This window comes from Chitinophaga polysaccharea, from assembly GCF_902150045.1.
GTDB classification, from domain to species: domain Bacteria; phylum Bacteroidota; class Bacteroidia; order Chitinophagales; family Chitinophagaceae; genus Chitinophaga; species Chitinophaga polysaccharea_A.
On the sequence record NZ_CABFVU010000001.1, the window covers coordinates 768,625 to 793,182 of the forward strand.

23 protein-coding genes are annotated in these 24,558 nt (G+C 49.7%); 12 read left to right on the plus strand and 11 right to left on the minus strand.

Annotated elements, in window-relative coordinates; all coding sequences use genetic code 11:
* Positions 1-11 precede the first annotated feature (11 nt).
* Both cysD and FN124_RS03085 read left to right on the plus strand, forming a co-directional pair.
* Positions 12-920, plus strand: coding sequence for a sulfate adenylyltransferase subunit CysD (gene cysD, locus FN124_RS03080; protein ID WP_142683319.1), 909 nt, complete (start codon positions 12-14; stop codon positions 918-920).
* Positions 921-1,000: 80 nt separating this feature from the next.
* Positions 1,001-2,248, plus strand: coding sequence for a sulfate adenylyltransferase subunit 1 (locus FN124_RS03085; protein WP_142683320.1), 1,248 nt, complete (start codon positions 1,001-1,003; stop codon positions 2,246-2,248).
* A gap of 27 nt (positions 2,249-2,275) precedes the next feature.
* Here the strand turns inward: FN124_RS03085 and FN124_RS03090 are convergent, their stop codons facing one another.
* Positions 2,276-3,214, minus strand: coding sequence for an NAD-dependent epimerase/dehydratase family protein (locus FN124_RS03090; RefSeq protein ID WP_142683321.1), 939 nt, complete (start codon positions 3,212-3,214; stop codon positions 2,276-2,278).
* A 248-nt stretch (positions 3,215-3,462) separates the two neighbouring features.
* Here FN124_RS03090 and kdsA point away from each other — a divergent pair, with 248 nt between their 5' ends.
* Positions 3,463-4,284 (plus strand): 3-deoxy-8-phosphooctulonate synthase, encoded by an 822-nt coding sequence (gene kdsA, locus FN124_RS03095; RefSeq protein ID WP_185937072.1) that lies wholly within the window; start codon positions 3,463-3,465, stop codon positions 4,282-4,284.
* A gap of 197 nt (positions 4,285-4,481) precedes the next feature.
* The gene (locus tag FN124_RS03100) at positions 4,482-4,883 is read left to right on the plus strand and encodes a hypothetical protein (RefSeq protein WP_142683323.1); all 402 of its coding nucleotides are present in this window, start codon (positions 4,482-4,484) and stop codon (positions 4,881-4,883) included.
* Positions 4,884-4,958: 75 nt separating this feature from the next.
* Here the strand turns inward: FN124_RS03100 and FN124_RS03105 are convergent, their stop codons facing one another.
* Complete coding sequence (locus FN124_RS03105; RefSeq protein WP_089894158.1) at positions 4,959-5,180, minus strand: PspC domain-containing protein; 222 nt, start codon at positions 5,178-5,180, stop codon at positions 4,959-4,961.
* Positions 5,181-5,446: 266 nt separating this feature from the next.
* On the opposite strand from FN124_RS03105, the gene FN124_RS03110 reads away from it, so the two are divergent.
* From FN124_RS03110 to FN124_RS03120, 3 genes are all read left to right on the plus strand, one after another.
* On the plus strand, positions 5,447-7,717 hold the full coding sequence (locus FN124_RS03110) for an aconitate hydratase (RefSeq protein WP_142683324.1): 2,271 nt from the start codon (positions 5,447-5,449) through the stop codon (positions 7,715-7,717).
* A gap of 80 nt (positions 7,718-7,797) precedes the next feature.
* Positions 7,798-8,412: an HD domain-containing protein gene (locus FN124_RS03115; RefSeq protein ID WP_142683325.1), complete on the plus strand. Its 615-nt coding sequence runs from the start codon at positions 7,798-7,800 to the stop codon at positions 8,410-8,412.
* 9 nt (positions 8,413-8,421) lie between these two features.
* Positions 8,422-9,003 (plus strand): LOG family protein, encoded by a 582-nt coding sequence (locus FN124_RS03120; RefSeq protein WP_142683326.1) that lies wholly within the window; start codon positions 8,422-8,424, stop codon positions 9,001-9,003.
* On the opposite strand, the gene FN124_RS03125 is transcribed toward FN124_RS03120, so the two are convergent.
* Together FN124_RS03125 and FN124_RS03130 are read right to left on the minus strand one after the other, a co-directional pair.
* On the minus strand, positions 9,000-10,049 hold the full coding sequence (locus FN124_RS03125) for a DUF4421 domain-containing protein (RefSeq protein ID WP_142683327.1): 1,050 nt from the start codon (positions 10,047-10,049) through the stop codon (positions 9,000-9,002). The genes FN124_RS03120 and FN124_RS03125 overlap by 4 nt on opposite strands.
* Positions 10,050-10,079: 30 nt before the next feature.
* Complete coding sequence (locus FN124_RS03130; protein ID WP_142683328.1) at positions 10,080-10,568, minus strand: metallophosphoesterase family protein; 489 nt, start codon at positions 10,566-10,568, stop codon at positions 10,080-10,082.
* A gap of 36 nt (positions 10,569-10,604) precedes the next feature.
* Between FN124_RS03130 and purU the strand changes: the two genes are divergently transcribed.
* A complete protein-coding gene (gene purU, locus FN124_RS03135) occupies positions 10,605-11,474 on the plus strand; it encodes a formyltetrahydrofolate deformylase (RefSeq protein ID WP_142683329.1) in 870 nt (289 codons plus the stop codon).
* Between the two features lie 33 nt (positions 11,475-11,507).
* Positions 11,508-12,341 (plus strand): CHAD domain-containing protein, encoded by an 834-nt coding sequence (locus tag FN124_RS03140; RefSeq protein WP_142683330.1) that lies wholly within the window; start codon positions 11,508-11,510, stop codon positions 12,339-12,341.
* A 30-nt stretch (positions 12,342-12,371) separates the two neighbouring features.
* Here FN124_RS03140 and hutG read toward each other — a convergent pair whose 3' ends face one another.
* The 6 genes from hutG to FN124_RS03170 form a co-directional block, all read right to left on the minus strand.
* A complete protein-coding gene (hutG, locus tag FN124_RS03145; RefSeq protein ID WP_142683331.1) occupies positions 12,372-13,376 on the minus strand; it encodes a formimidoylglutamase in 1,005 nt (334 codons plus the stop codon).
* Positions 13,373-14,599, minus strand: coding sequence for an imidazolonepropionase (gene hutI / locus FN124_RS03150; RefSeq protein WP_142683332.1), 1,227 nt, complete (start codon positions 14,597-14,599; stop codon positions 13,373-13,375). Before hutI ends, hutG begins: the two co-directional genes overlap by 4 nt.
* A gap of 204 nt (positions 14,600-14,803) precedes the next feature.
* On the minus strand, positions 14,804-16,474 hold the full coding sequence (gene hutU, locus FN124_RS03155; RefSeq protein ID WP_142683333.1) for a urocanate hydratase: 1,671 nt from the start codon (positions 16,472-16,474) through the stop codon (positions 14,804-14,806).
* On the minus strand, positions 16,452-18,020 hold the full coding sequence (hutH, locus tag FN124_RS03160; RefSeq protein WP_142683334.1) for a histidine ammonia-lyase: 1,569 nt from the start codon (positions 18,018-18,020) through the stop codon (positions 16,452-16,454). The genes hutU and hutH overlap by 23 nt, the downstream gene beginning before the upstream one ends.
* A gap of 28 nt (positions 18,021-18,048) precedes the next feature.
* The gene (locus FN124_RS03165; RefSeq protein WP_142683335.1) at positions 18,049-18,528 is read right to left on the minus strand and encodes a MarR family winged helix-turn-helix transcriptional regulator; all 480 of its coding nucleotides are present in this window, start codon (positions 18,526-18,528) and stop codon (positions 18,049-18,051) included.
* 130 nt (positions 18,529-18,658) lie between these two features.
* Entirely contained in the window at positions 18,659-19,063 is a 405-nt protein-coding gene (locus FN124_RS03170) for an SET domain-containing protein (protein ID WP_142683336.1), read from the minus strand.
* A 127-nt stretch (positions 19,064-19,190) separates the two neighbouring features.
* Here FN124_RS03170 and FN124_RS03175 point away from each other — a divergent pair, with 127 nt between their 5' ends.
* Together FN124_RS03175 and mgtE are read left to right on the plus strand one after the other, a co-directional pair.
* Complete coding sequence (locus FN124_RS03175) at positions 19,191-20,069, plus strand: bestrophin family protein (RefSeq protein WP_142683337.1); 879 nt, start codon at positions 19,191-19,193, stop codon at positions 20,067-20,069.
* Positions 20,070-20,127: 58 nt separating this feature from the next.
* Positions 20,128-21,504, plus strand: coding sequence for a magnesium transporter (mgtE, locus tag FN124_RS03180; protein ID WP_142683338.1), 1,377 nt, complete (start codon positions 20,128-20,130; stop codon positions 21,502-21,504).
* Between the two features lie 35 nt (positions 21,505-21,539).
* Here the strand turns inward: mgtE and FN124_RS03185 are convergent, their stop codons facing one another.
* Positions 21,540-22,073 carry a histidine phosphatase family protein gene (locus FN124_RS03185; protein ID WP_142683339.1) on the minus strand — a complete coding sequence of 178 codons (534 nt, stop codon included), beginning with the start codon at positions 22,071-22,073 and terminating at the stop codon, positions 21,540-21,542.
* Between the two features lie 102 nt (positions 22,074-22,175).
* Here FN124_RS03185 and FN124_RS03190 point away from each other — a divergent pair, with 102 nt between their 5' ends.
* Complete coding sequence (locus FN124_RS03190; RefSeq protein WP_142683340.1) at positions 22,176-24,548, plus strand: prolyl oligopeptidase family serine peptidase; 2,373 nt, start codon at positions 22,176-22,178, stop codon at positions 24,546-24,548.
* The last annotated feature ends 10 nt before the right edge of the window (positions 24,549-24,558 follow it).

Genomic DNA, 24,558 nt, shown 5'->3' on the forward strand with positions numbered 1-24,558 from the left:
TATTATAGTCCATGACTAATCAGATAAATTGGGAATTTCCTCAGGCACTGGAAGATGAAGCCATTTACATACTTCGTGAAACAGTGGCACAGTTCGAAAAACCGGTGCTCCTGTTCTCCGGCGGTAAAGATTCCATTACACTCGTACGACTGGCACAGAAAGCATTTTACCCCGGTAAAATACCTTTCTCCCTGTTGCATGTAGATACCGGCCACAACTTCCCGGAAACCATCCAGTTCCGCGACTGGCTCGTGAATACACTCGGACTGGATATCATTATCCGGAATGTACAGGACAGCATCAACCAGGGTAAAGCCCAGGAAGAAACCGGCAAGTACGCCAGCAGGAACGCATTGCAAACCGTGACCCTCCTGGATGCCATCGAAGAAGGCAAGTTCGACGCCTGCATAGGCGGCGCCCGCAGGGATGAAGAAAAAGCCCGCGCCAAGGAAAGGATCTTCTCGGTAAGAGATGAATTCGGTCAGTGGAACGCCAAAATGCAACGCCCGGAACTGTTCGATATCCTCAACGGTAAAATCAACATCGGCGAAAACGTTCGCGTATTCCCTATCTCCAACTGGACAGAACTGGATGTATGGAACTATATCGTCCGTGAAAAACTGGAGATCCCGTCTATCTACTTCTCCCATGAAAGAGAGATCATAGAACGCGATGGTCTTTACTGGCCTTACTCCTCTTTCCTCAACACTACTGCCGACGAAGTACCGTTCCGCCAGAAAGTACGTTTCCGTACCGTAGGCGATATGACCTGTACTGCCGCCGTATTGTCTGAAGCAGATAAACTGGAAGACATCATTGCTGAAATCATGGAAGCAAAGATCTCCGAACGTGGCGCACGTATAGACGACAAACGCTCTGAAGCCGCTATGGAAAAAAGAAAACAGGCAGGATATTTCTAATAGCATTTCCTGTTATATACACTCAACTTAATTGAACACATCTTTCAACGCCCGGCGCTGAAAGCCAAAAAATAAAAATAATGGAGGTTTTACGTATAGCCACTTCCGGTAGTGTAGACGATGGTAAGAGTACCTTAATAGGCCGTTTATTATACGATACCAATTCTATTCCGCAAGATAAAATGGAAGCGCTCCACGCTGCCAGCAAACGCAAAGGACTGGACTTTACCGACCTGTCGTTGCTCACCGACGGACTGGTAGCAGAACGCGAACAGGGAATTACCATAGATGTAGCCCACATCTATTTCTCCACCCCTACCCGCAAATACATCATTGCCGATACACCCGGGCATATTGAATATACCCGCAACATGGTTACCGGCGCCTCCAATGCACAGGTGTCACTGATCCTTATAGACGCCCGCAGAGGCATCGTGGAACAAACCCACCGCCACTTCTTTATCGCCAACCTCCTTCGTATTCCCTACCTGGTGGTTTGTGTAAATAAAATGGACCTGGTTGATTACAGCGAAGCCCGCTTTAACCAGATAGTGGAAGATTTCCAGCAGATGCTAGATAACGCAGGATTCAAAGGACAGGAAGTGAAATTTATTCCCATCTCCTCCCTGTATGGTGAAAACGTGGCCAGCCGCACCGGCGCTATCAACTGGTACAACGGCAGCACATTGTTGGAATACCTGGAGCAGGTGTCTTTTGATCATGAGGACCGTAACCATCCGGCCCGCTTCCCCATTCAAAGCGTGATCCGCCCCAGAACTACTGAATACCACGATTTCCGCGGCTTTGCGGGTAAAGTGGCAAGTGGGCACTTCTCTGTAGGCGATGAAGTGGTTTCCCTGCCCTCCGGGCAAAAGAGCCGCATCAAAACCATTGAGCAATTTGAGAAACAACTAACGGTGGCGCATGCACGTGAAAGCGTGGTGATCACCCTGGAAGGTGAAATAGATAGCAGTCGCGGTAACATGCTCGTGAAAACAAACGAAATACCGCAGCAACTGAAAGAGATAAGCGCCAACATCTGCTGGATGGACCAGCTGCCCCTTGCTGCCGGTAAAACCTACCTGTTGCAGCACGGCGTGAACCGCGTGAAGGCAAAAGTTCAGCAGATCAATTATGTAACAGACGTTACCAATCATGTTCAGGTAACAGACAAAACCTCTATGGCACTGAATGATATCGGCCGTATCACACTGAAAACAGCCGCACCTGTATTTGCAGATCCTTACGAACAGAACCCCGCCAACGGGGCCTTTATTCTCATCGACGAATTCAACAACACCACGGTAGCGGTGGGTTTTATCGAATAGTGCGGGGATCGCCGAAGGCGGTAAGCATTATATATGCGCCAACATATCTTTTGTCATGGCTTCAAGATCATATTCCGGTTTCCAGCCCCAGTCGGCGCGCGCCTGGCTGTCGTCGATGCTGTTGGGCCAGCCGTCAGCAATCTGCTGGCGGTAATCAGGCTGGTAGGCCATACTGAAAGCAGGAATATGTTTCTTTATTTCTGCGCCTATCTCTTTCGGGGAGAAGCTCATGGCGCCTAAATTATAGGCGGAACGTACGGTGATCTTTGAGGCGTCTGCTTCCATCAGCTCAATGGTGGCACGGATGGCGTCCGGCATATACATCATTGGCAGGTAAGTGTTTTCAGAAAGGAAGCTGGTGTATTGCTGGTGTTCCTTCGCCTCATGGAAAATTTCGATGGCATAATCTGTAGTACCTCCTCCAGGCGCTGATTTGTAGCTGATCAGCCCGGGGTAACGCAGGCTCCTTACATCTACACCAAAGCGGTGATTGTAATATTCGCACCAGCGCTCGCCGGCAAATTTACTGATCCCGTAAATGGTGGTAGGCTCAATGATAGTATGCTGCGGCGTTTCCTGCGCAGGGGAATCAGGCCCGAACACCGCAATAGAACTGGGCCAGTATACTTTATCAAGATTTTCTTCTTTGGCAATATCCAGTACATTCAACAGGCTCTGCATATTGATATGCCAGGCCAGCAATGGATTTTTTTCACCGGTGGCCGACAGGATCGCCGCCAGCAGATAGATCTGGGTGATATTATGACGGATCACCAGCACATGCAGCATCTCCTTGTTCATCACATCCAGCGATACGTACGGACCGGTTCCCTTCAGCAGGTCGTGCTCCTCACGCAGATCCGAGGCCAGCACATTTGCGTCCCCGTACATCTTTCTCAAGGCCAGCGTCAGTTCCACGCCAATTTGTCCGCAGGCGCCAATAACCAGTATCTTATCTTTCTTCATACCAAAATATAATTGTAAGCTTTTTTTTAAAATCGAAGCGTAATATTAACGGGTTCCCCCGTATTTCCACACACCCCGCCCCAGCGCATGACAATGCTATAACAATAAAATTAACAGCAGGTTATGCACATGGTTTTCGGATTACAATATCATGACAATTGCCATTAATGACACGGCAGCATCACCTCCCTTTGCCAGAGAATGCCTATCTTTGCACCTTCAATTAAATGACCCAATTTTTTCAACATATGAAGCATTTAAAATCTTTGTTTAAAGAGCAGTACAACCCCGAAAATTTTTTCCTGATTGCGGGTCCGTGTGTGATAGAAGAAGAATCGATACTGATGGAAGTAGCGGAAAAAGTAACTACTATCTGTAAACGTTTAGCCATCCCCTATATTTTCAAAGCATCATACCGTAAAGCTAACCGCACCAGTGTACATTCCTTCACAGGAATTGGCGATGTAGAAGGACTGGAACTGCTGCAGAAAATAGGTAAAACCTTTAATGTTCCTGTTACCTCAGATATTCACTCTGCCGCAGAAGCCGCCATGGCAGCCGCTTACGTGGATGTGCTGCAGATCCCTGCCTTCCTTTGCCGCCAAACGGATATACTGCTGGCTGCTGCCGAAACAGGTAAAGTAGTAAATGTAAAGAAAGGACAGTTCCTCAGCGGCGAATCCATGAAATTTGCCGTGGAAAAGATCAAAGGAGCCGGCAACGATCATATTATCCTTACCGAACGTGGCACCACTTTCGGCTACCAGGATCTTGTAGTGGATTACCGCAACATTCCTATCATGAAGCACCTGGGCGAACCGGTGGTGATGGATTGCACCCATTCCCTGCAACAGCCTAATCAAACCAGCGGTGTTACCGGCGGTAACCCGCAAATGATCAGCACCATTGCCAGGGCAGCTATTGCTACAGGCGCTGATGGCCTGTTCATTGAAACGCATCCCGACCCTTCCTGCGCAAAATCCGATGGCGCAAATATGCTCCGCCTGGATCTGCTGGAACCATTGCTGGAACAACTGGTGGAGCTCCGCCAGGTTGTAAGGAAGTTTTAAGATACCCGGAACATAATATTAAAGAGGCTGTATCATAAATAACTTTTACCCGATTTTACTCGGGTACCGGGTGGAGAAAATTTTCGTATATGCGATTCTCACACCCATTAAGTTAGTTATGATACAGCCTCTTTTCTTTATAGGAAGCTTTGCACTTTTTTCAGTAAATTCATGAAACACATAAAATCCACTTCACTATGATCAATATCCATGAATTAAAATCAGGTGATACCATTATCACAAAGTATGGCGGGGCAGAAAAGGAGGGAAAGATCCTGCAGGTAGATCATGAAGACAAAAAAGTGCTGGTGGCTACAGATGAAAATGAGTTCTGGTATGATCTCGATAACCTGGAGCCAATCCATCTGACCGAAGCCACCCTGCTGAAACTCCAGTTTCATAAAGAGGAGTCGGCATCTTCGCCGGCAGGTGGAACGTTGTATGTGAGAGGGCCTTTTTCAATCCGTTGGTTCGAGGAAGGACATGATCCCCTCATGCAGCTGCATTACCGCGATGAAACCCGTAACCTTACGGCGCCCATCACGCTAAATGAGCTACAGAATCATTATCACGGTATGACGCTGTTTCATCTTGAATGAACGGCAACAATATATAAAACAAAAGAGGTGGTTCACAGACAACGCGAACCACCTCTTTTGTTTTATATTAATTATCTATAAATAACGTAATGGATTTCTCCGGGCATTCTGGATATAATTTTTCATATTCACCCAAAAGGCAAGGATCATATATACAATGAGCGGGGACCCCATTGTCAGGAAAGTAGCATAGATGAAAAAGATGCGTATGCGGGATGTGGCTACTCCAAGTTTATCTCCTATAGCGGCACATACACCGAACGCCTTCCATTCCACGAAGTCTTTTATCCGGTTCATACATCAAATTTATCAAATTCCGGCTGGAAAAACAAGGAAAAAAGGCCTGGTAACGCGTATCCCGTACCCGGCTGAATATCAGCATTCTTGCCTCATGGCTGCTTTTTCGCCTGTATTCCCTTTATGCTGCATTGATTTTAAGGAACTGTTAAAGTACAGGGAGTTTATGCACAGTTGGCTATCTGTTAAGTATTTAATTTAAAAACTTGCTGATTTTAGTTAATTTTGCGAGCAATTTTTAACCGCTCTTAAATAATTTTTTTCCCATGGTGTTTGATATTGACATGATTAAAAAAGTGTATGCGGCACTCCCGGGTAAAGTGGAAGCTACCCGTAAAATGCTGGGTCGCCCGCTGACGCTGGCTGAGAAGATCTTGTACGCACACTTGTATGCACCGAGTACCACGCCCTACGAAAGAGGCAAATCCTATGTTGAATTTGCACCGGACCGTGTAGCTATGCAGGATGCAACCGCCCAGATGGCATTGCTCCAGTTTATGACCTGCGGTCGCGATAAAGTTGCGGTTCCCTCCACTGTTCACTGTGATCACCTCATTCAGGCAAAAGTAGGCGCTACAGAAGATCTGGCAACTGCTATTGACACCAATAAAGAAGTTTACGATTTCCTTTCCTCAATTTCTGATAAATACGGCATCGGTTTCTGGAAACCAGGCGCCGGTATCATTCACCAGGTAGTACTGGAAAACTATGCGTTTCCCGGTGGTATGATGATCGGTACCGACTCCCACACCCCTAATGCCGGCGGTTTAGGCATGGTGGCTATCGGTGTTGGCGGTGCAGACGCAGTAGACGTAATGGCTGGCTTACCCTGGGAACTGAAAATGCCGAAACTGATCGGTGTGAAACTGACAGGTAAAATGAGTGGCTGGACTTCTGCCAAAGATATTATCCTCCGAGTAGCAGGTATCCTCACCGTAAAAGGCGGTACCGGCGCTATCGTAGAATATTTCGGCGAAGGTGCAGACAGCTTCAGCGCTACCGGTAAAGCCACCATTTGTAACATGGGTGCTGAAATCGGCGCAACCTGCTCCCTCTTTGCATACGACAGCAAAATGGCGGAATACCTCAAAATCACCGGACGTACAGAAGTGGCTACCCTGGCTGATGAAGTAAGGGATCACCTCCGCCCGGATGCAGAAGTATACGCTGATCCTGCCAAATACTACGACCAGGTGATCGAAATCAACCTCGATGAACTGGAACCTTATGTAAACGGTCCGTTCACTCCGGATCTGGCATGGCCTATCTCCAAATTTGCACAGGCTGTAAAAGAAAACAACTGGCCCGAAAAACTGGAAGTAGCCCTCATCGGCTCCTGCACCAACTCTTCTTATGAAGACATTTCCCGTTCTGCGTCCCTGGCTCAGCAGGCAATCGACAAGCAACTGGAAATGAAATCCGAATATACCATCACTCCCGGATCTGAACTGGTACGCTATACCATCGAAAGAGACGGCTTGCTGAATACCTTCGACAAGGTAGGCGGTGTAGTACTGGCAAACGCCTGCGGTCCGTGTATCGGCCAGTGGGCTCGTCATATCGACGATCCAAACCGTAAGAACTCTATCATCACTTCCTTCAATCGTAACTTCGCGAAAAGAAATGATGGTAACGCTTCTACCCACGCATTTGTGGCTTCCCCTGAAATTGTAACCGCACTGGCCATTGCAGGTGATCTTACCTTCAACCCGCTGACCGATAAGCTGAAAAACAAGAACGGTGAAGAAGTAATGCTGGATGAACCGGTAGGTTATGAACTGCCTCCGAAAGGTTTCGCAGTAGAAGATGCCGGTTACCAGGCCCCTGCAGTTGACGGTAGCGGCGTTCAGGTGAAAGTATCCCCTACTTCCGACCGTTTACAGCTCCTGGAACCATTTGCTGCATGGGAAGGCACCGATCTGAAAGGATTGAAGCTCCTCATCAAGGCAAAAGGCAAATGTACTACGGATCATATCTCCATGGCCGGTCCATGGCTGAAATACCGCGGTCACCTGGATAACATCTCCAACAATATGCTCATTGGTGCGATCAACGCATTCAACGATAAAAGCGACACCGTGAAGAATGCCCTTACCGGCCAGTACGGTGCTGTACCGGCTACTATGCGCGACTACAAAGCACACGGCTTTGGCGCAGTAGTAGTAGGTGATGAAAACTACGGTGAAGGATCCAGCCGCGAACACGCTGCCATGGAGCCCCGTCACCTCGGCGTTCGTGCTATCCTGGTGAAATCATTCGCCCGTATCCACGAAACCAACCTGAAAAAACAAGGTATGCTGGGTCTGACCTTCGCTAACAAAGAAGATTATGACCTGATCCAGGAAGATGATACCATCGATATCCTTGGTCTTACCACCTTTACCCCGGGTAAACAACTCACCGTTGTGCTTCATCACAAAGATGGCAGCACCAGTGAATTCCCTGTAAACCACACGTACAACGAACAACAGATCGAGTGGTTTAAAGCCGGTGGCGCCCTGAACGTGATCCGTGCAGAAGCTGCCAAAAAAGCTTAATACAAAGCTTTCACATACCAGGAACGGGCAGGAATCTTTTTCTGCCCGTTCCCTTTTTACAGCCACCCAAAAAGCACCATATGCAATTAAGCGCCATCTGGTCTTCCCTTCATCCAAATACCGCTGCAACGCTGGTCAACAGCTCCTATGCTGCATTGCAGGAGGCCTACCAGTCGCCCGGCAGGTATTACCACAACTGGTCGCATATTCAGCAGCTGGTAATCCTGCAACAGGCCTATGTACATCAGCTTACAGATCCGGAAGCGCTGCTCTTTGCCATCTTCTTTCGTGATATTATTTACAACCCGCTGCAGCCCGATAATGAGGAGCAGAGCGCTGCTGCCGCAGTAGCCCATCTGCACAGGATCAATTATCCCGCGGAAAAAACCGGCAAGACCAGCGATTTCATCATCGCCACCAAAACACATATCAATACCCACCGGGACCCGGACCTGGACTACTTCCTGGATTTCGACCTGCAGATCCTGGGCGCTTCCCCGGAAACATACCAGGCATATGCCCGGCAGATCAGGCAGGAATACCAGGTGTACCCGGATAACGTGTATATACCGGGACGTAAAAAAGTATTGCAGCACTTCCTGGATATGCCTGTGATCTATGTGACGCGGGTTTTCCGGGAATTATATGAAACAACCGCCAGGACCAACATCCAGGCAGAATTAAACACTTTATAACCAGAAGATATGAATCGGATTGTTGTTTATTGCGGCTCCAGCGCCGGCCACGACCCCATTTACATGGAACAGGCTGCACTGCTGGGCGCAGCACTGGCCCAACGCGGCCTCACCCTGGTATATGGCGGTGCAAAAGTAGGGCTCATGGGCGCAGTGGCAGATGGCGCGTTAAACGCAGGCGGGAAAGCTATTGGCGTACTGCCGCATTTCCTGCAACAAAAGGAACTGGCGCATACCGGCCTTACAGAACTGATCCTGGTAGATACCATGCACGAGCGAAAAACCAAAATGAATGAATTGTGCGATGGGGTCATCGCATTGCCAGGCGGTTTCGGCACCATGGAGGAATTGTTTGAAATGCTCACCTGGGGCCAATTGGGCCTGCATAAAAAACCTATAGGCCTGCTGAATGTAAACGGCTTTTACGACGCCCTTACCGCTCTTTCCCAAACCATGTTTGAAAAAGGCTTCCTCACAGCAGAAAACCGGGATATGCTGTTATGCAGCAATGATATCAGCGACCTGTTATCACAAATGGAAAGATACCAGCCGCCTGCCAGGTCGAAATGGATCTCGCCGGCGCAGAGCTAGATCGTTTTGGTTTTCCACAACGGCTTCTCCAGGGTGAAACGACGCACCAGGCTCACCCTGAAATTGCCGGTACCAAATGTTTGGTAGGTGTGTGGTATAGACATGCCGCTGCGGGTATTCATACCCACGTAGTGGATCCCCGCAAAATAACGGCTGGAGTTATATCCCAGCGAAGCGCGCACCGTGTTGCTGAATTGCAGCCCCACCTTGCGGCTCACATCCCCGTTCACCAGGAACAGTGAGGTGATATTTCCACCTAACCCGCCGGTAACCGAGAGCGATAAAAAGAAATGTTCTTTCAGCACAAAAGTATAGGCGTAGCCCACATTGGCGGCCAGGGAGGAAATACCGGTCCTGTAATAATGCTCATCCCGTAAAAAGGCGGTATCCGCCATATTGGAGGGGATAAGGGAAGAATCGCCCTTGATGCCTGCCAGGAACACCTCCCCGCCTACGATCAGGGAGCCGGCGCTTTTCTTCTGATACTCATTCTGCAGGTTGGGAGCGCGGTAGGAAAAACGTTTATCGTTAAAAATATACCCAACATTCAGACCGAAGTCGGTATTCCTGATATCAGGCCGCCGTGGGTAAGGATTTTTAGCGGTATAGGCTTTACCAAATACTTCTTCCGGATTGGCAATGTAGTAGCCTTTATAATACTGCGCGTAAAAGTCTACCACAATTTTGCGGAGGTATACGTGCGACTGCAGATCAATGTATTTGGTTTTGCCGTACCGGTCGTTGCTGTTGATAAGGGGCAGGTTAAACCCGATATTAAGGCCTATAAAGCGGTAATTAGCGCCAAACCCCACATTAAAGGGAGTGTTGGGCCTGTACAGGATATCGGTTTTCGTTTTCCGGTCCATGATATCGTACCTGGTATATTTCCGGGAGCCGTACAGCCGGAAGGTAATATCTTCCGTATGATCTTCTATATACGCGGTATCATTTTCGGTCTTCAGCCATTTCAGGAATCTTCCCTGCGCCCTGGCCTGCGCCGCTCCCAATACCAATATTACCAGCCATGCTAAAAATCGTAGGTTCATAAACGTTGTAGGTTGAAACAATGTTGTTGATCAGGGAAGCTCTATCACTTCCAGTTGTTGAATATTACCTGCCTCCAGCTGAAAACGCAGCAGCGTTTTTACCTTATGCCATCCTTGTTGCCCACATGCTCCCGGGTTCATATGTAACAAATGAAGTGCCGCGTCCGGCATTACTTTCAGGATGTGGGAATGTCCGCAGATAAAGAGTTTGGGAGGATGCCGTTTCAGCTGCTCCTTCACACCGGGGGCATATTTCCCCGGATATCCGCCAATATGTGTCATCATAACCTCTACTCCTTCCAGGTTGAAACGCAGGATTTCGGGGTAACGGATACGGATATCTGCCCCGTCGATGTTACCAAAAACGGCCCGGAAAGGCTTAAAATTTTCCAGTTTATCGGCTAATTCCACATTTCCGATATCCCCGGCATGCCATATTTCATCTACTTCTTCAAAATATTTGAATACCTGCGGATGCAAATAGCTATGGGTATCCGACATCAATCCTATCTTTTTCAAGGGAAAATTGTATTAATATTTATATTTTGGCAGTATATGTTAACACAAGAAATCCCTCATATCACCGCCTGTTTGCTTATTTGCTGTCCGGACCGGCCTGGCATTGTAGCCGGTGTTTCACAGTTCCTGTACCTGTTGGGTGCAAATATACTGGATGCAAGTCAACACAGTACCGATCCCCGCGAAGGATTATTTTTCATGCGCATGGAATTCCAGCTGGCTAACCTGGATAAAGCCGCGCTGGAAGCAGCATTCCGGGAGCAGGTGGCTATTCCCCTGCAAATGGAATGGAAAATAGATTACAGTGATCGCCGTAAGCGTATGGCTATCATGGTATCGGCTTATGATCATTGTTTGCTGGAATTATTATGGAGATGGAAAAGCGGTGAGCTGCCGGTAGATATCCCGGTCGTGATCTCGAATCACGCGGCCCTGGAAAAAGAATGCACCAGCCTGGGCATCCCCTTTCATTATCTCCCCGTTAGCGCCAATACAAAAGAACTGCAGGAACGCGCCGCCATCGGGCTGCTGGAGGAGCACCGTGCAGACTTTACCGTGCTGGCCAGGTATATGCAGATCCTGTCTCCGCAGTTTGTAAGCCGCTACCCGCAGCGGATCATCAATATCCACCACTCTTTCCTGCCCGCTTTCGCAGGCGCAAGACCTTACCTCAACGCCTATACGAGGGGCGTAAAGCTTATTGGCGCTACCGCTCACTACGTTACCAATGAACTGGATGAAGGCCCTATCATTGAACAGGACGTGGCCAGGGTAAGCCATAAACATACCGTGGAAGACCTGGTAATGCTGGGGCGGGATATTGAAAGGCAGGTGCTCACCAGGGCGGTAAAAGCCCATATCGATAACCGCGTGATCCTTCATGGGAACAAAACCATCGTATTCTGATCTCCGCGGTGAATTTTTCGTTAACTTAAAGGCATGCTACAAACTGCCTTATATCATTATCTCCGTAAGGAGTGCGATACCGTAACAGCCGCATACCATACCCTGCGGGAGGCTCCCGGCGATGCTGCCGCTATTCACGCCATGCGGGTAAGCGTAAAAAAACTGCGGGCATTTTTTTCACTGGCAAAACAATTGCCGGGTTATTCCTTCGGAGCTGGCAGGCACCTGCGCACAGCCAGGCTGATACAGTCTATAGGCGGCGCTTCCAGGGACACGCATCTCCAGGAAAAAAACCTGCGCAACTATGAAAAAAAGGTATCGTGGCGCTTTTCATTTGCGCACCTGCTGCTGCAAAACAAAGCTGCCACTGCCAGTGAAATGTTACAGGCCACCGTGAAATTTTCCTCTCTGAAAAAACTGGATACGCTGCCGGAAAGGTTTAAGGATGCAATAGCGGATATAGACACCAAAGCCGCTACCGCCGCGCTGATCAGTTACCTGCAGGAACAGCATAAAAAGATCACCGTGCCTGCCAGCAAGGCCCATCATACGGTATGGCATGAAGTACGGAAAGAAGTAAAGGCTTTATACTACCAGCTCAATATACTGGAACAGGTGCTCCCCGCGGTGTTCACAGAAAACCTGGCCACGCCCACCCGTAAAGCGGGCGAGCTGCTGGGGCAATGGCATGATACCAGCGAACTATTATTGTTTGTAAAAGCAACCGTGGCACAGCTGAAAAAAGAAAAGACCGTGCTGCCTGTAAATGCCCAACAGCTGAAACAGCTGCTGCAAAGAGATATGAAGGAACAACTGGCGCAATGCGCCTGGCAGGTAAGGGAACTGAAAGCCGCGGGCGGCTTTTAGCGTATACCCGTTAAAGTGAACGGCTACACGCTAAAATGCTTCTTCCCCGCTATATGCCATCACAATTTCAAAAACCAGGGCAGCTGCCAGTTTCGCGGTACGGTTGTCTATATCCAGTGAAGGGTTTAACTCTGCAATATCAGCCCCTGCCACTTTCCCACTCTGCAATATTTTACGGAAACACTGGAGGAACAAGCCTCCCGGCATGATGCCATTATAAGCGGTAGCGCTTACTCCTGGTGCAAAGGGCGCTGCAAATACATCGAGGCAGGTAGTTAAGTATACTTTATCTACCTGGCTGAGAAAATGCTGTATGGCGGCAAACAGCGTGTCTTTATCCTGTAAATGAAAAGCATCGGCGCTCACATAGGTGGCATCTTCCTCTCCGGCGGTATTGAACAGCTGACGGGTATTGCCATTCTTTTGTATGCCCAGTGCCAGGTAATGAAAGGGAGTACCGTCCTGTTTGGCATCCTGTGCCAGTTGCCAGAAGCCGGTGCCTGAGCTGGCGCCTTCCGGTCCGGGTATACGGATATCAAAATGCGCATCAAAATTAATAAAGCCTGTTTGTTGTTTGCCGGCATACCGGCGGATACCACGGGCATGCCCATACGTAATTTCATGGCCACCGCCCAGCAGCAGTGGCAGGTATCCTGCAGTGAGAATGGCATATACCGCTTCACTGAGCACCAGCTGTGCATTTTCCAGTTCGCCGTTGATACACAGGATATCGCCGGCATCCAGTAACACCGTTTGTGCGTTAAAGTGAACCGGGAAATTGGCAATGGCCTTACGCAAAGCAGCAGGCCCTTCTGCAGCGCCCGTGCGACCTTTGTTGCGGCGTACGCCTTCATCGCAGGCAAAGCCAAGGAACACAATGCCCTTCTGCCCCTGCTTCAGTACCGGCAGCGGCGCCTGTAGCAGGTCCGTTATGGTAATCACCTGGTGCCAGCGCAGCAGGTCGGGTTCCGTACCATCAGTACGTCCGCTCCATGATGCAACAGTGGAGGGCAGGTAGTTTTCTTTTGTTATCATACTGCAATTCCTTTCTTCCAAACCAGGGTTGGCTTCATTTTACCCTGGTAATAAAGTATATCACGGTAATCGGCGGTGGGATATGCCTGCATGTCTGCAGCATAACCTGCCAGCAGCTGGCCTGCATCTTTCAGTTGCAATGCGGGCGCTGCTCTCACGGTCATTGCGGCCAGCACTTCTGCGGTCGACAATTTCTCTGCAGCGCTCATTACTGCTGCCTGTACCAGCAAGTCGCCCATAGGCGCCGATCCCGGGTTCCAGTCGCTCGCAATGGCCACGCATGCGCCCGCATTCAACAATTTGCGTGCCGGTGCATACCCCATTCCAAGCCCCAGAGAAGCACCTGGCAAAACTACTGCAACCGTACCAGAATTTGCAAGCAGGGCAATTTCTTTTTCAGTGCTGGCTTCCAGGTGATCGGCAGATAATGCGCCGGTATTTACGGCTACTTCAGCACCGCCGGCGCTGAACTGATCTGCATGCACGGTAGCCGCAAACCTCTGCTGCATGGCCTGTTGCAGGAAGCCGGTGGCGGCCTTTGCAGAAAATGCAGTTTCTTCAATGAAAATATCCACCCGGTTGCTCAACTGCTCCTGTTGTATCACCGGCAGTAATTCCGCTAAGATCCATTGCAGGTAAGCGTCTTCACTGCCTTCATAATCACGGGGTTTCATATGCGCTGCCAGGCAGGTAGGCACCAGGGTGGCAGGTGTGTACAATCCCGCCTGTTGTATAGCGCGCAGCATCTTTAATTCATCTTCCAGGTTCAGGCCGTAACCACTCTTTACTTCAATAGTGGTTACTCCTTCTGCCAGGTGGCGGTTGGCACGGGCTACTGTATTTTCCGCCAGGGTAACAGCATCGGCTATACGCGTTTTGGTAACAGAGTCCCATATACCACCGCCTGCCCGGGCTATTTCCAGGTAACTTTTACCGGCGATACGCATAGCATAATCGCGGTTGCGGGTACCATCGTAACAAATGTGCGTATGACAATCAATAAATCCCGGCAATAAAACCAGTGGTGTATCCTGGAAAGCGATCTCGCAATCCGGGTATTTCTGCAACAGGGATTTGTAATCCGCTATAGCCACTATCTCACCGTTTTTCACCACTACCCCGCCTTTTTCTATCACGGTTAACTGCTCATCGTGCAGGGTGCCTTTAGGCGACAGCCCGGTCATTGGGAGTATCTGGGCAAAAGGTCCGATTAATGTTTTCATGGGCAATTGATTAAAAGCTGTATGCGAAGGTTGTCTGACCCAGGATTATGATGATTACGCTGATTACACTGATTTTGTATTTAATTAAGGGAGATAAAAGCGAATTTAGCCGCTCTATTTCCCTTAAATTTTGTTCAAATTCCCAAAATAAAAATCGTCATAATCATCATAATCCTGGGTCAGACAACCTTCGCGTAATCTTTGTTAAATGATGATATTAAATTTTTCTCCCCATTCCTGTGCCTTTTCATAACCGGCATCAGCATGACGGAAAATGCCCAATGCAGGATCATTGAAAAGCACGCGGCGTAAACATTCTGCTGCGCGGTCTGTGCCGTCTGCCAGTACTACCATTCCCGCATGCTGGGAATAGCCCATGCCTACGCCGCCGCCATGATGGAAGGATACCCAGGTAGCGCCGCCGCCGGTATTGGCCATGAGGTTCAGCAGGGTCCAGTCGCTCACAGCATCGGAGCCATCTTTCATGGATTCCGTTTCACGGTTGGGAGACGCCACGGAGCCACAGTCGAGGTGATCACGGCCAATCACGATCGGCGCTTTCACTTTCCCTGTTCTCACCAGTTCATTAAAAATAAGACCGGCTTTCTCACGCTCTCCCAATCCCAGCCAGCAGATACGTGCGGGCAATCCCTGGAAAGCCACTTTTTCCTGTGCCTGTTTCAGCCAGTTGATCAGGTGGGTATTTTCCGGGAAAGCCTCCATCAGCGCGCGATCTGTGGTGTAAATATCTTCGGGGTCGCCGGAAAGGGCTACCCAGCGGAAGGGGCCTTTTCCTTCACAGAACAACGGGCGTATATATGCCGGCGTAAAACCGGGGAAGTTGAAAGCATTGGGCTCCCCACCTTCGCGTGCAAATTCACGGAGGTTATTGCCATAGTCGAAAGTAACGGCGCCTTTCTGCTGCAGCTGCAACATAAAGCCTACATGGCGGGCCATGCTTTTCAGCGATAGCTCCCTGTATTTTGCAGCCTCGCCCTTACGCAGCTCCAGTGCGGCTTCCAGGGTGAGGCCGTTGGGGATATACCCGTTCAGCGGGTCATGCGCAGAGGTTTGATCTGTGAGGATGTCTGGTATGATATTATCTTTCAGCATTCGTTCCAGCATATCGCCTGCATCGCTTACCAGGCCGATAGACAAGGCTTCACCTTTAGCCTGGGCTTCTTTCGCCCATTGAATGGCTTCTTCGTAGGAGTAAGTCATCCGGTCGATATAGCGGGTGTCCAGTCTTTTCTGAATGCGTGCAGGATCAATATCAGCGCCAATGAACACCGCACCGGCCATAGTAGCGGCCAGTGGCTGTGCACCGCCCATACCGCCAATACCGGCGGTTACCAGCAGTTTTCCTGAAAGGTTACCATTGAAATGCTGGCGGCCGCATTCCATAAAGGTTTCATAGGTTCCCTGCAGGATACCCTGCGTACCGATATAGATCCAGCTGCCGGCAGTCATCTGGCCATACATCATCAGTCCTTTGGAGCGCAGTTCGTTGAAATGCTCCCAGGTAGCCCATTTGGGCACCAGGTTGCTGTTGGCCAGCATTACCCGTGGCGCCTGGGGATGCGTGCGCACAATACCTACGGGTTTACCGGATTGCACCAGCAGGGAATGTTCATCGTCAAGTGTTAATAATATATCGATGATCTTTTGCAAAGATTCCCGGTTTCGCGCTGCCTGGCCAATACCGCCATACACCACCAGCTCGTCCGGGTTTTCGGCTACTTCTGCATCGAGGTTGTTGAGCAACATGCGCAGGGGCGCTTCGGTTTGCCATGATCTGGCGTGCAGCTGTGTACCACGCGGCGCTTTATAATGCGGGTGAGCTGCATATGTTTTAATAAAGTCCAAACTGGTCATTATATAGTCCGTTTAAGTTAAGTTGATGGTTAGCCGCTGCTTCGTTGGCCACGCGTACGAGCGACTGGTCAGTAATAATATGATGCAAAGCGGCAATGTCGTTGGAGAAGATGCGGTCCTTATCTGCAAAGGTCACGTGCCTGCGGGTGTATTGATGCACAGCTTCCAGCACCGGGCCTGATTTCAGCGGCCGGCGGAAATCCACCGCCTGTGCGGCATACAGCAGCTCAATAGCAAGGATGTATTCCAGGTTGCTGATCACCTGGTTTAATTTACGCCCGCTGATGGAGCCCATGGATACATGGTCTTCCTGCCCCAGCGAGGTAGGCACACTGTCTGCGCTGGCAGGAAAACATAAGGTTTTATTCTCCGTTACCAATGCAGCGGTGGTATATTGTGGTATCATGAAACCGGAGTTGAGGCCGGCGTCCTGTATCAGTAATTTCGGCAGCCCGTATCTTCCTTCAATCATCATATAACAACGCCTGTCGGAAATGTTGCCCAGCTCCGCAGCGGCCACTGTAGCGTAATCCAGCGGCAATGCCATGGGCTGCCCGTGGAAGTTGCCGCCACTGATCGTGTCTTCCGCGCTGAAGATGATCGGGTTATCCGTAACGGCATTCAGCTCTATAGTGGTAAGTTCCCGCAGGTGCTGCCATGCAGTACGCGATGCACCATGTACCTGTGGCATGCAGCGCAGGGAATAAGGGTCCTGCACACGGCCGCAGTCTACATGCGACGACATGATCTCCGAATTATCCAGCAGCGTTTTCAAACGGTGCGCCACCAGCTGGTTGCCCGGATAGGGCCGGATCACATGCAGGCGGGGATCAAAAGGTTTGGCAGTGCCCATCAGTCCTTCCAGAGATAAAGCCCCGATGATATCTGCGGCTTCCAGCGCATTATACAGCCGTTGCACGGCTTTCACTGCAAACGACAGGATGAACTGTGTGCCGTTGATAAGCGCCAGGCCTTCTTTAGGGCCCAGTACTACCGGCTGTATGCCTTCCTGCTGCATCATGGAAGCGGTATCTGTTTTCCGGCCACGGTACATCACATGCCCCAGCCCTATCAGTGGCAGGAAGAGATGCGACAACGGGGCAAGGTCGCCCGAAGCGCCTACAGAGCCTTTTTCAGGGACCAGCGGTGTGATGCCATGCTCAATATGCCAGATGATCCTTTCAAGGGTAGATAATGCTACGCCTGAGTAACCCTGGGCCAGCGCCTGCACTTTAGTGATGAGCATGATGCGGGCAATCTCTTCCGGGATATTTTCTCCTACGCCTACGCTATGGCTTTGCAGGATATTGTATTGCAGCGCACGGGTATCCTCCTCGGAGATCTTGGTATCGCATAGCGGGCCGAAACCGGTGTTAATGCCATATACCGTGGTATGCTGCGCCACGATGGTTTGTACATAGCCGAAGCTGGTTTGTACACGTGTAATTACTTCCGGTACCAGTATGCCTTTCATCCTGCCGGCGGCAATATCAATGGCGCTGGCAACAGTGAGCTGGTCGATACCGTACTTAAAAATATCACTCATGTCGTTCGATTTTCTGGTGTATGATATATTATAGTTGTTGCCTGATCCTGTCTGATAAAGGTTTTTGCTGCACCGATTGTTCGATCTGCGCAATAGCGGTGAGTATCTGCTGGCTTTGTTTATTCTCTGTTACCAGTGTTTCCATAGCCGTGGTAATGGCTTCCCATACAGGCTGTATCTGCTGCAGCAGTTCCTCTCCTTTTTTGGAGAAGGCCACCAGCTGCCGGCGCCCGTCTTCCTTACAGGGCGTTGTTTTGAGGAGCCCTTTCTTTTTCAGGTTGGTCACCATCTGGCTTACGGCGGAGTGGGATATTTCCAGTTGTTCGGCGATATCTATCATGGGAACCGGCTGTTGTTTTGATAAGAGGTAGAACACGGGGAACCAGCTGGCGTCGAAGGGAATGCCTGCCTGTTCGTATACTTTGTTCACTTCCATAAGAAAGTATTCGCTCAGCCTGCGCAGGCGGCTGCCAAAAACGAGGTAGCCCAGTGAGGGATAGAATGACATATAAAAGGTTGACGTTAAAATTATATAAGCACTTATACAATATTACGAAAGAAATACGAATAATAGCGTTGCCTGGCAGGAATTGTTGTTCACTGCTATCTGCCCGCAACGGCGCTATTCGTACTACCTGTTATTTTTTTACCGCCTGTTTCTTTTTGGTATCAAACCAGAGGGGGGAATTGTCTGTTACATCACCATTGTAGTTGATAAAGAGCTCCTCTCCTTTCTTGATTTCACGACGGGTGATGATACTCATGGTTTCTTCCTTGAAATCCATCTCATACTCACAGTTGGGGTCGTAGTCGTGATTATAGATAGAGCAAAAGCCAAGTGCCACGCAGGAACGGGTTTCTTTTGCACCCCAGAGGAAAATATAATTATGGAGTCTTGTTTTATCCACAATCTCGGTATCGTCGTAAGTAAGAACGAGCACAGGTGAAGTCTCTATCCTTGTTCCGGCAGGGATCCTTTCTTTGGTATAAACACCCCGGCCCTTTCCTTTCGACTTATCAATGTACAAATACGGCTTTATCATAGCGCAATTTCAAAAATAAAAGAAGACGTAAAGTAAAGTTAAAGCAGGAAGTTATCAAAATCATGTTTAAAAAATTTAGGTTTGCCGCCCGGAAAATATTTTTTTTGCCTTTCATTAACCTGTATATATGATCAATTATAACCCGAAAGAATGGTTTACGTTCATTTTCCGTCTCCATAAAGCAGATACGGTAAGGAAGCTGTTCCCTATGTTTATTGCCCTTTCTGTTTATTCTGCCATCATTGCCTGGCTGGAGCTGGAGGTATGGAAGCTGTCTGAAAAGAGCGAGTTAAAGAATATAACGCTGATGTATGGCCTGCTGGGCTTCGTGATCTCCCTGTTACTGGTATTCCGCACCAACACGGCGTACGACCGCTGGTGGGAGGGCCGCCGCCTATGGGGCTCCCTGGTGAACAGCAGCCGCAACCTGGCCATTAAGATCCAGGCCATGCTGCCGGCAGAAAACAAAGCCGACAGGGAATTCTTTAAGGTAATGATCCCGAATTTTGCCTACAGCCTGAAAAACCATTTGCGTAAAACTTATATCCATGAGGAGATGGAGGCCATCCCCGGGCAGGAACCCCTGCATACCGATATCAGCAAACATGTGCCTAACCAGTTGTCGCAGCTCATTGTTTCCAAAACAATGGACCTGTACCGCAACGGGCAGCTGACCGGCGATCAGCTCATCCTGCTGAACACCGAGCTGCAGTCCTTTGCCGATGTATGCGGCGCCTGCGAACGGATCAGGAACACCCCCATCCCGTTCTCCTACAGTGTGTTTATCAAGAAATTTATCTTCTTCTATGTAATGTCCATGCCCTTTGGATATGTATTCAGCCTGGGTTATCTGATTATACCCATGATTGTGTTCGTATTCTTTGTGCTGGCAAGCCTGGAGCTCATTGCAGAAGAAATTGAAGACCCCTTCGGCAAAGATGCCAACGATTTGCCGCTGGATAACATTTGCAGCAACATCCGCCTGCATGTATCAGAATTATTATAAGGGCTGCCCGGCAGCGTGCCTATTTTAACTTAATTTCGCAGATAGAGGCAAATTGTACATGGAAAATGAAGCTTTACTGGAGAAATTCCAGACACTGACAAATGAGAAAAGTTACCGCGAATTGTCAGTTTACCTGGATGACCAGCTGATTACGGATATAGCCGAATTGATTCACGAGGTCCCTGAAGATGCCGGAACAATCATCAATCACCTGTCGATCGGAAGAGCGGCGGCGGCTTTCCGTATCCTGGACTTTCCTCTGCAGGAAGATGTAATACGCGCTTTATCGCCCGCGAAAATAGCAGAGCTCATGAACGAGCTCCCTGCGGATGACCGTACCGCCTTCCTGGAAGAGCTTCCCAGCGAAGCGGTAAAAGAACTCATCAAACTGCTGGACCCCGAAGAGCGCCGGATCACCCTTTCCCTCCTGGGTTACAAGGAGAACAGTGTGGGCCGTATCATGACGCCCGACTATATTGCCGTGAGGGAAGAATGGAGCGTAAAGGAAGTGCTGGATTATATCCGGGAACATGGCAAAGACAGTGAAACCATCGACGTAATTTATGTAATTGATGAAAAAGGACAGCTGCTGGATGATTTCCGGATACGCGAGTTCCTGCTGGTATCGCCGGATACGGTGGTACATACCCTGATGGACGACCGCTTTGTATCGCTCCATGCCAACGATGACCAGGAAGAGGCCATACAGGTATTCCGGATGGAAAACAGGGTAGCCTTGCCCGTGGTAGACGACCAGGGCGTGCTGCTCGGCATTGTGACCATCGACGATATGTTGTGGATTGCCAATGAAGAGCACACAGAAGATATCCAGAAGATTGGTGGTACCGAAGCCCTGGATGAGCCATACCTTGATATGCCCCTGCTGCGCCTCGTGAAAAAACGGGTAGGCTGGTTGGTAGTATTGTTTATCGGTGAAATGCTCACGGCTACCGCCATGGGATTTTTTGAAGATGAAATTGCAAAAGCCGTAGTACTGGCGCTGTTTGTGCCGCTTATCATTTCCAGCGGCGGTAACAGCGGCTCACAGGCATCTACCCTGATCATCCAGGCCATGGCCCTGGGTGAGATCGGCATAGGCGACTGGTGGCGGGTAATGCGCAGGGAAATCATTTCCGGCCTGCTGCTTGGCGGCGTGCTGGGCGCCATCGGCTTCCTGCGCATCCTGCTCTGGAACTCCCTGTTCCATACTTATGGCGATCATACCGTACTGATTGGGGCCACAGTAGGCATTTCCCTGGTAGGCGTTGTACTATGGGGAACGCTGTCCGGCTCTATGCTGCCCTTGCTGCTAAAGAGATGCGGCGCGGACCCGGCCACGTCTTCTGCCCCGTTTGTAGCTACCCTGGTGGATGTAACAGGGCTGCTCATTTACTTCACCGTGGCCTATACGCTTATGAAAGGCATATTGCTGTAACGCGCCACTATAGCGGGGGAAAAGCTTTTCCTCCGCTAGTAACATATTTCTTTAAGCTCCGTACCCTCCCTTGTTTTCCGCACTATAAACAACCTGTCGTATTCGTTCTCTCCTATAATATCCATATGGGGATTGGCTTTCAGGCTGCGAAGGATAGGTACTACCGTGTTGGAATGCCCTATCACAAGGAGACGCTTGCCCCAGTCGCCATGCCGGGTAACCTGGTAAATAAAAGACTCTCCGCTGGTATCCGCTGCATAGAAACAGGTATCAAGATGTAAACGGATCCGCATACTATCGGCCGTGGCAACGGTTCGTTTGTAAGGTGTGAAGTAAATTTTATTGAGCCCTGAATCTTTCAGCAGCCGGTATAAAGCGCCTGCCCTTTCCTGGCCGGCTACCGTTAATGTAGAATCCGGGCCGGGGTTTCTTTCTGCATGCCTGATCACATAAAAAGTACCGGTTAAAAAAGTGGTATCCTCAGACACGGACACGGGTTGGCGCACGGGCCGTTTGGGCTTGCAGGCGACAAAAGAAAGGAAGGAAAGCAATAGTGGCAATATACGCATAGAACGGATTTAAGGCAGATGACCGCGTTACGTCCATCCAAAACTTACGGCAATTTATGATTAAACCGTTACATTTATTCCCCAACAAAATAATGAACCGCTATGAGAAAATGGGTACTGCCCGCCATTATTTTTTTATCAGCCAACCGCCTCTGCGCCCAGCAGGCAGCACCGCTTACGGTAGAAAAGATCATGCGCGATCCCAAATGGATAGGAACTTCTCCTGATAACGTTTTCTGGGGGCCCGACAACCAGACCGTTTACTTCAGCTGGAACCCGGATAAACAACTGAGTGATTCCCTTTACTATGCCGGTGTAAAGAACAACACACCCCGAAAAACAATAGCGGATGAACGTTCGCTGATTAATGCCAGGGCCGCCGGCGCGTGGAGCGCAGACCGGTCGTTGCTTGCTTATTCCTATGAAGGCGATATTTATTTACTGGAGATAAAAACCGGTAAAACCACGCGCATCACCAATACCAAAGCCGTTGAGTTTTACCCGGCTTTCAGTTTCAGTGGTAAACAGGTGGTGTTCAGGCAAAACCGCGACCTGTACGGATGGGAGAAAGCCTCCGGCCTTATCAGCCAGCTTACCAGTTTTGAAACGGGTAGCAAACCTGCCGATAAAGACGAAAGCAAATCCGGCAACCAGGAAGAACAATTCCTGAAAGCCCAGCAGCTGGAACTGATGCAGGTGGTGCGTGATAAGAAAACAAAAAGAGATGCCGCTGAAGCCTTCGATAAAGCACATGATCCCAAACCATTGAGATCACTGTACCTCCAGAATAAAAGACTAAGGGACGTACAGATCAGCACAGACGGGCGCTTCATTACATACAGCCTGTTCGCTGCTCCTGCCGATGCCCGCAATACCATTGTGCCCGAGTTTGTAACCGCTTCCGGCTTCACCACCGATATCGCCGCCCGCGATAAAGTAGGCGCGCCACAGGGCAGCTTTGAAAGCTTTGTTTACGACCGGCAGCGCGATACCGTACTCCCCATCAAAATCTCAGATCTCCCCGGCATCAAAGACCAGCCCGATTACGTTAAGGACTACACGAAAAAAGATACGCCCAAAGTAAGGGAAGTGATCGTGAACGGTCCATACTGGTCGGATAAAGGCACGCATGCTATCGTTGACATCCGTTCGCAGGACAACAAAGACCGCTGGATCGCCTTACTGGACGGGGCTACCGGAACACTGAAAACCATCAATCGCCAGCGCGATGAAGCCTGGATAGCCGGTCCTGGTATTGGCTGGAGCATGGGCGGCGCCAACCTCGGGTGGATAGATGAAAACATCTGCTGGTTCCAGTCTGAAGCCACCGGTTACTCCCACCTGTATACCGCCAATGTGACTAGTGGCGATGTGAAACCACTCACCAGCGGCAATTATGAAGTACAAACCGCACAACTATCTCCCGATAAAAAATATTTCTATATCACCACCAACGAAGTACATCCCGGCGAACAGCAATATTATCGTTTAGCCGTTGCCGGTGGAAAGGCGGAAAAGATCACCACCATGCCCGGCGCCAATGATGTAAGCATATCACCCGATGGCAAATGGATCGCCTTCCGCTATTCCTATTCCAACAAGCCCTGGGAATTATATCTGCAACCCAATACCCCGGGCTCGAAACCGGTACAGGTAACCAACCTGGCACAGTCGGACGAATTCAGGTCATACCCCTGGCGCGATCCGCAGGTAATCACTTTTACTGCCCGCGATAACCAGCCCGTATACGCCCGCCTGTACACGCCCGACCCTGCTAAAAATAATGGCGCCGCGGTGATCTTTGTGCATGGCGCCGGCTATTTACAGAATGCGCATAAATGGTGGAGCTCCTATTTCAGGGAATACATGTTTCATAACCTGCTTACCGATAAAGGCTATACGGTGCTGGACATGGATTACCGCGGCAGTGCAGGCTACGGCCGCAACTGGCGGACCGGCATTTATCGCCATATGGGCGGGAAAGACCTGGATGACGAAGTGGACGGCGCAAAATATCTGGCAGAAAAATTGCAGGTGGACGCCCGTCGTATTGGTATCTACGGAGGCAGTTACGGCGGCTTTATGACGCTGATGGCCCTTTTCACCCAGCCAGATGTGTTCGCATCCGGCGCTGCATTGCGGTCGGTAACGGACTGGGCCCATTACAATCACGGCTATACGAGCAATATATTAAATGAGCCGTTCACTGACAGTATTGCCTACCGCAGGTCTTCGCCCATCTATTTTGCAGAAGGACTGAAAGGCAAACTGCTGATGTGTCATGGCATGGTAGATACCAATGTGCATTTCCAGGATATTGTGCGCCTGTCACAACGCCTGATAGAATTAGGGAAGAATAACTGGGAACTGGCAGTATATCCTGTAGAAGATCACGGATTTACTACCCCCAGCAGCTGGACAGATGAATATAAAAGAATACTTTTGCTCTTCGAGAGTACGCTCTTGAAGAGATGATTGCATTTTA